Annotated in this window: 3 protein-coding genes and 2 pseudogenes; 2 read left to right on the top strand and 3 right to left on the bottom strand. The window is 74.3% G+C overall.

The features are described from left to right. The first annotated feature begins 59 nt into the window (after positions 1-59). Positions 60-2,402 (top strand): heavy metal translocating P-type ATPase, encoded by a 2,343-nt coding sequence (locus AC5L34_RS12755; protein WP_494824990.1) that lies wholly within the window; start codon positions 60-62, stop codon positions 2,400-2,402. A 42-nt stretch (positions 2,403-2,444) separates the two neighbouring features. Here AC5L34_RS12755 and AC5L34_RS12760 read toward each other — a convergent pair. The 3 genes and pseudogenes from AC5L34_RS12760 to AC5L34_RS12770 all read right to left on the bottom strand — a co-directional run bounded on the left by AC5L34_RS12760 (position 2,445) and on the right by AC5L34_RS12770 (position 6,828). Continuing rightward, positions 2,445-3,316, bottom strand: a pseudogene (locus AC5L34_RS12760) (universal stress protein). Between the two features lie 155 nt (positions 3,317-3,471). Further along, positions 3,472-5,874, bottom strand: coding sequence for a phosphoketolase family protein (locus tag AC5L34_RS12765; protein WP_494824992.1), 2,403 nt, complete (start codon positions 5,872-5,874; stop codon positions 3,472-3,474). 96 nt (positions 5,875-5,970) lie between these two features. After that, positions 5,971-6,828 carry a universal stress protein gene (locus AC5L34_RS12770; protein ID WP_441175156.1) on the bottom strand — a complete coding sequence of 286 codons (858 nt, stop codon included), beginning with the start codon at positions 6,826-6,828 and terminating at the stop codon, positions 5,971-5,973. A 709-nt stretch (positions 6,829-7,537) separates the two neighbouring features. Between AC5L34_RS12770 and AC5L34_RS12775 the strand changes: the two are divergent. After that, a pseudogene (locus AC5L34_RS12775) lies at positions 7,538-7,782 on the top strand (hypothetical protein); the annotation flags it as partial.

Below are 7,782 nucleotides of genomic sequence, written 5' to 3' on the forward strand. Positions count from 1 at the left end.
CCCCCTCCGGTTCGCCCGGATGCCCTCCGGGGCGCGGTGGGCGCTGAGACGATCCGCAGGTGGGAACGGAGCCGCGGGAGTGCGTGCCGGAGCAGCCGGTACGGCGGGACCGGTCGCGCCTGCTGCTCTGGGCACCGCTGGCCGGGGTGACGGCGTTGGTGCTGGCCGGGGCGGCGCTGAGCCTCGCCGGGCGGCGGGACGCGGCCGAGGCGGTGTGGGCGTCCGCGACCGTGGCCGCCCTGGCGCCCGCCGCCTGGTCGGTGCTGCGTCAGTTGTGGCGCCGGCAGTTCGGGGTGGACGTGATCGCCGTGCTGGCCCTGGTCGGCGCGCTGGTCGTCCGGGAGTACCTGGCCGGGGCGGTGATCGCGGTGATGTTGGCCACCGGGCGGGCGCTGGAGACGTACGCCCAGGGGCGGGCGACCCGCGACCTGCGTGCGCTGCTCGCCCGCGCCCCCCGCACCGCCCGCCGGCGTACCCCCGGCGGGGGCGTCGAGGAGGTGCCGCTGGACCGGGTGGTGGCGGGGGACCGGCTGCTGGTCGGCCCGGGGGACGTGGTGCCGGTCGACGGGCAGGTCGACGAGCCGGTGACCCTCGACGAGTCCGTGGTGACGGGCGAGTCCCGGCTGGTGCGGCGCGCGGCGGGCGAGCAGGTCGCCAGCGGCGTGGTCAACGCCGGCGCCGGCTTTCCGATGCGCGCGACGCGCGACGCGGCGGGGAGCACCTACGCGGGGATCGTCCGGCTGGCCGAGGAGGCGACCGCCCACAAGGCGCCGATGGTCCGCCTCGCCGACCGGTACGCCGCCGCGTTCGTGCCGTTCACCCTGGTCCTGGCCGGGCTGGGCTGGCTGCTCTCCGGCGAGTTCGTCCGGGCGGTGGCCGTGCTGGTGGTCGCCACCCCGTGCCCGCTGCTGCTGGCCACCCCCATCGCCATCGTGTCGGGGCTGTCGCGTACCGCCCGACGTGGCGTGCTGGTCCGCGACGGCGGCTCGCTGGAACTGCTCGGCCGGGCCCGTACCCTGCTGGTCGACAAGACCGGCACGCTGACGGCGGGGCGCCCCCGCGCCGCCGAGGTGGTGGCCGCCCCCGACGGCGACCGCGACGACGTGCTGCGGCTGGCCGCCTCGGTGGAGCAGCTCTCCCCGCACGTGCTGGCCCGCGCGCTGGTGGCGCAGGCGCGCGAGCGGGGCCTGCCGCTGACCGAGCCGGCGGGGGTGACCGAGGAGCCGGGCCGGGGCGTACGCGGGTCGGTCGACGGGCGGCAGGTCCGGATCGGTCAACTCGACGGCGACCTGCCCGACTGGGCGGGGCGGGCCCGGTCCCGGGCCGAGTTGGCCGGCCGCTCGGTGGTGTGGGTCAGCGGCGAGCGGGGCCCGCTCGGGGCGATCCTGCTGGAGGACCCGGTACGCCCCGACGCCCGCCGCACCGTGCGCCGGCTGCGCGAGGCGGGGCTGCGGCGCATCGTGATGGTCACCGGGGACCGGCCCGACGTCGCCGCCCAGGTCGCGCGGGTGGTCGGCGTGGACGACGTGGTGGCCCGGTGCTCGCCGCCGGAGAAGGCGACCCGCGTACGCGCCGAGGCGCGCCGGGCGGTCACCGTGATGGTCGGCGACGGGGTCAACGACGCCCCCGCCCTCGCCGAGGCACACGTGGGCGTGGCCATGGGCGCCACCGGGGCGACCGCCTCGGCCGACGTCGCCGACGCGGTGCTCACCGTCGACCGGCTCGACCGGCTCGCCGACGCGGTGGAGATCGCCCGGTACGCGCGCCGCATCGCGGTGCAGAGCGCCACCGTCGGGATGGGCCTCGCGGTGCTGGCGATGCTGGCCGCCGCGCTGGGCCGGCTGCCCCCGGTCGCCGGCGCGTTCCTCCAGGAGGGCATCGACGTGCTGGTGATCCTCAACGCGTTGCGCGCCCTCGGGGGCGGGTTGCGCCGCCGCGACGTGCCGCCGGGCACCCGCGAACTGCTCGACCGGTACGCGGCCGAACACGGCGGCGTCCGCGACGTGCTCGCCGCTCTGCGGGACACCGCCGACCTGGTCGCCACCGCACCGGACGCGCCGCAGTGCCTGCCGGCGCTGCGCGGGACGCACCGCAGGCTGACCGGGGAGGTGCTGCCGCACGAGGCGGCCGAGGAACGTCAGCTCTACCCGGCGCTGGCCGACCCGCTGGGCAGCGCCGAGGCGACCTCGACGATGAGCCGCGCCCACGTGGAGATCCGGCGACTGGTGGAGCGGCTCGGCGCCCACCTCGCGCAGGCCGGCGACGGCCCGCTGCGCCGCGACCAGCTCACCGACCTGCTCGCCACCCTCTACGGCCTGGAGGCGATCCTGCGGCTGCACCTCGCCCAGGAGGAGGAGGACTACTTCTCGCTCAGCCCCGCGGAACCGGCCGAGACCCGGTGACCGCGCCGGAGGCCCCCCGCACGTCGGCGGGGGGCCTCCCGTTCAGCGTTCCCGGACCACCGCCACCGGGCAGTGCGCGTGCTGGATGAGCTGCTGGCTGACCGAACCGAGCAGCATCCCCTTCAGGCCGCCCCGGCCCCGGGTGCCCACCACCACCAGGCACGCGTTGCGACTGCCGTCGACCAGCAGGGACGCCGGGCGCCCCTCCGCCACCTCCACGGTGACCGGCACGTCGGGGAACGTCGCGCCCCACCGGGCCAGCGGTTCGTCCAGCTCGGCCCGGTCGGCCGCCGCGGCCTCCCGCGCCTCGGGGCCCGACGGCGGGCGCTGGCCGGTCGGCGGATGCCAGGCCCGCACCACGTGCAGGGGCACCCGCCGGGCGGCGGCCTGCTCGAAGGCGAAGCCCAGCGCCAGCAGCGAACAGTCGGAGCCGTCGACACCGACCGCCACGTGCCCGCTGCGCCCACCGGCGGCGGCCTCGCCGCGCACGACCACCACCGGGCAGTGCGCGTGGGCGGCCACGGCGACCGCGGTCGAGCCGACGAGCAGCCCGCCGAAGCCGCCGTGCCCCCGGGTGCCCAGCACCAGCAGGTCGGCCTGCGCCGAGCGTTCCTGGAGCACCAGCGCGGGCGGCCCGTCGAACACCTCGCCCGTGACGGTCAGCTCCGGGTGCGCGGCGGACGCGTCCGCCGCCGCCTTGCGGACCAGCTCCTCGACCTGCCGGCGGGCCGTCTCGTCCGGCCAGATGCCGGGGCGACGCCGGGGCCGATCCAGCCGGCCACCGTGAGCCACTCGAAGACGTACGCCAACCGCACCGGCCGCCCGCTGCGGCCGGCCTCCTCCAACGCCCACTCCAGCGCGGCGGAGGCGTCGGCGGAGCCGTCGTAGCCGACCAGGATCTCGTTGCCGCTCATCGGGTCCACCTCTCGTTCACTGCCTCGGGGGTTCGCAGCTCGCTCACTGGGCTCGCCTTTCGTGCGCGACTGCGGGGCTCGCAAGCTCACTCCTCGCGCTCACTGGGCTCGCCTTTCGTGCGCGACTGCGGGGCTCGCAAGCTCACTCCTCGCGCTCACTGGTCACCCCGCAGCCCTGGGTCCGTCTCGCGCACCCAGCGCCACTCCGCGACCCGCGGGTCGTCCTCGCCGTGCTCGCGGGTGTGGTCCCGGCACGCCTGCCGCGCGTCGACCATCTCCTGCCGCAGGTGGGCGGCCCGGTCGGCCAGCCCCGGCACCCGGTCGATCACGTCGATGACCAGGTGGAAGCGGTCCAGGTCGTTGAGCATCACCATGTCGAACGGCGTGGTGGTGGTGCCCTCCTCCTTGTAGCCGCGCACGTGCAGGTTGGCGTGGTTGGTCCGGCGGTAGGTGAGCCGGTGGATCAGCCAGGGATAGCCGTGGTACGCGAAGATGACCTGCTTGTCGCGCGTGAAGATGGTGTCGAACTCCTTGTCCGACAGCCCGTGCGGGTGCTCCGTCGGCGGCTGGAGCCGCATCAGGTCGACCACGTTGACGACCCGCACCTTCAGCTCCGGCAGGTGCTTGTGCAGCAGGTCGGCGGCGGCCAGCGTCTCCAGGGTCGGCACGTCGCCCGCGCAGGCCAGCACCACGTCGGGCTCGCTGCCGGCGTCCGTGCTGGCCCAGTCCCAGATGCCGATGCCGCGCCGGCAGTGCTGGACGGCCTCGTCCATCGACAGCCAGTTCGGGGCGGGCTGCTTACCGGCCACCACCACGTTGATGTAGTGCCGGCTGCGCAGGCAGTGGTCCATGGTCGAGAGCAGGGTGTTGGCGTCCGGCGGCAGGTAGACGCGTACCACCTCGGCCTTCTTGTTCATCACGTGGTCGATGAAGCCCGGGTCCTGGTGGGAGAATCCGTTGTGGTCCTGCCGCCACACGTGGCTGGAGAGCAGGTAGTTCAGCGAGGCCACCGGCTTGCGCCACGGAATGCCCCGGGTCACCTTCAGCCACTTCGCGTGCTGGTTGAGCATGGAGTCGACGATGTGGATGAACGCCTCGTAGCTGGTGAAGATGCCGTGCCGGCCGGTCAGCAGGTAGCCCTCCAGCCAGCCCTGGCACAGGTGCTCGGAGAGGACCTCCATCACCCGTCCGTCGGGGGAGAGGTGGTCGTCGCCGGGCACGGTGCCGGCAACCCAGGCCCGGTCGGTGACCTCGAACGCCGCGCCGAGCCGGTTCGAGGCGACCTCGTCCGGACCGAAGAGGCGGAACGTCTCCGGGTTGGCGCTGATGACGTCGCGTACCCACGGGCCGAGGGCGCCGGTCGCCCCGGCCACGGTCTCGCCGGGCCGCTGCACGTCGACGGCGTAGTCGCGGAAGTCCGGCAGCACCAGGTCACGCAGCACCAGCCCGCCGTTGGTGACCGGGTTGGCGCTCATCCGCCGCTCGCCCCGGGGCGGCAGCTCGGCCAGCTCGGCGACCGGGGCGCCGGTGGCGTCGAAGAGCTCCTCCGGCCGGTAGCTGCGCAGCCAGCGCTCCAGCTCCGCCAGGTGCTCCGGGTTCTTGCGTACCTCGGACAGCGGCACCTGGTGCGCGCGGTAGGTGCCCTCGACCTGCTTGCCGTCGACGTCGTGCGGCCCCGTCCAGCCCTTCGGCGTACGCAGGACGATCATCGGCCAGCGGGGGCGCTCGACGGCGCCGCCCGAGCGGGCCCGCCGCTGGATGGCGGCGATCTCGTCCAGCGCCCGGTCCAGCGTGCCGGCGAGCGCCTGGTGCACCGTCGCCGGGTCGTCGCCGGCGACCACGTACGGCTCGTAGCCGAAGCCGCGCATCATGGCCAGCAGATCGTCCTCGGGGATACGGTCCAGCACCGTCGGGTTGGCGATCTTGTAGCCGTTGAGGTGCAGGATCGGCAGCACCGCCCCGTCCCGGGCCGGGTTCAGGAAGACGTTGGAGAGCCAGCTCCCCGCCAGCGGACCGGTCTCCGCCTCCCCGTCGCCGATGACGCAGGCCACCAGCAGGTCGGGGTTGTCGAACGCCGCGCCGTAGGCGTGGCTGAGCGCGTACCCCAGCTCGCCGCCCTCGTGGATCGAACCCGGCACCTCCGCGGCCACGTGGCTGGGGATGCCGCCGGGGAACGAGAACTGGCGGAACAGCCTGGACATGCCGGCCTCGTCGCGGCCGATGTGGTGGTACACCTCGCTCCAGGTGCCCTCCAGCCAGGTGTTGGCGACGATCGCCGGGCCGCCGTGACCGGGGCCGGTGACGAACAGGGCCGACAGGTCACGGGCGACGATGACCCGGTTGAGGTGGGCGTAGAGCAGGTTCAGGCCGGGACTGGTGCCCCAGTGGCCCAGCAGGCGCGGTTTGACGTGCTCGGGGGCCAGCGGCTCGCGCAGCAGCGGGTTGCCCAGCAGATAGATCTGCCCGACGGTCAGGTAGTTCGCCGCCCGCCAGTAGGCGTCCAGCCGACGCAGCTCGTCTTCGGTCAGGGGGCCGTGCAGGTCGAGAGCGGTGTCCATACTGCATGAGCCTCTCGCGGGTAGGGGAATCCTGCATCCTCAGAGCGCGGATTCGTCCGGGCCGGCCTCAGCATCTCCGGTCGACGCCGATGTGGATCAGGGCCGTTGGTCCCGTGGGTGGCGGGCATTGCGCCCGTCCACCGGAATTCCCGTCAGCCCGCGCACCACGATCAGCGGCGCGGGGGAGTGGTAGAGCAGCGCCTGACTCACCGCCCCGAGCATGCCCCGCCACGGCTCGTCGCCCCGGGAGGCGACCAGCACCACCTGCGCCGAGCGGGACTGCTCCACCAGGACGGTGCCGGGGTCACCCCGGATCGTGTGGCACTCCGTGGCCACCGACGGGAACCGGTGCGCCGAGCGCGCCACCATCCCGACCAGTGGCCCGGCATCCTCGTCGCCGTCCTCCGGCTCGACGACGCGGACCGCCAACAGTCGCGCCTCCCGCCCGGCCGCGCACTCGAACGCCCACTCCAGCGCGGCCAGCGAGCTGTCCGAGCCGTCGACCCCGACCAGCACCGGCCCCTGAGGCGGCGGATCCCGGCGGGCCACCAGCACCGGGCAGCCGGCCCGGGCGGCGAGCTGCACCGCCGGCGCGTCGACCGACACGCACTCGCCGCTGGCCGCCATGCCGCCGTCCCCGACGGCGAGCAGGAACGCCGACTCCGACCGGCGGACCAGGGTGGGGACGAGGGCACCCTCGACGATTTCGCTGCTCACCGGCAGCGCCGGCTCGACCTCGTTGGCGATCTGCGTGGCCTGGGAGATCAGCTCCTCGGCGTCCGCGCGCGGCCCCGCGACCGACGGCGCCTCCAGCGCGGCCGCCCAGTCGAACGCGTGCAACAGGCACAGCGGACGCCCGTGCGCGGCGGCCTCCTGCGCCGCCAGTCGAACCACCGGCAGGTTGCGTTCCGTGCCGAGCCCGACCAGCACCGCCGCGTCGGTGGATGCGGCCATCCGAATCACCTCCGCAGGCGTCGCGCCCGGCCCTCCTGTCGAGGCTAGTCGCGTCCGTACGTGGGTGGGGCGGGATCGCGTGTCGTGGCCTGCCGGGTCTGCCGTTGCGGGTCCGGTCCGGGTCCGGCCCGGGTCCGGGTCCGGGTCCGGGGAGATCTTGGTAGGAACGTGCCCCTCCAGGGGTCGGTGTCTACCAAGATCTGCTGCGAGTCGTCGCCGCATCCGACTGCGTGGGGTGTCCGGTGTCGTGGCGGGGCGTCCGGTGCGGTGTCGCCGGCCGGTCGTCATCGCGTCGCATCGCGGCGCGGATGTCCGGTTTCGGCGTGTGATCGGGGGCATCGTGGGGGCGGAATCGTGGGCGGGGCGGGGTCGTTACACCCTGCGTACGACCGAGCAAGGCCACGCCGCCCCGACGCGATGGCGTGCCGGGGTCCCGGAATGTTGGCGGGCCGGCGGTCGTTACACATGGTCCGGCCGACGTGAGGGCAACCCCCCGGCCCCGCGAAACAGCCCGGGTCTTTCCGAGCCGCACAGGTTCGAGCATCCGGCCGGGCACGGCCGAGCTGATCTTTCCTCTGGTACGACGCCGGAGATCCCTCCGGTTCGACTGGAGATCCCCGAGTTCCTTGGGCGCCGGACGGTGCTTGCACCTGCGTGACACCGATCCCCCTCGGTGCGTGGGTGCCGACCCCCGAATGGAGCATCTGTGATGAACACGATTCTGCGTAAGGGCGTTCTTGGTGTTGCGGGTCTGGCGTTTGCCGGTGGTGTGTTCGCTGGTCCGGTTGGCGCGCATGCGGCGCCGTCGGTGGAGTCGGTGCCGGTGGCGGTGGCCGTGGCGGCTGACAAGCCGTCGGTGGACAAGGCGAAGCTGATTCCGCACGGTGTGCAGGGCGCGCAGTCGCGCATCGACCTGTCCGACGAGCAGGTCGCCAACGTGAAGGCGATCATCGC

The sequence above is a fragment of the Micromonospora sp. ZG13 genome, assembly GCF_059359355.1.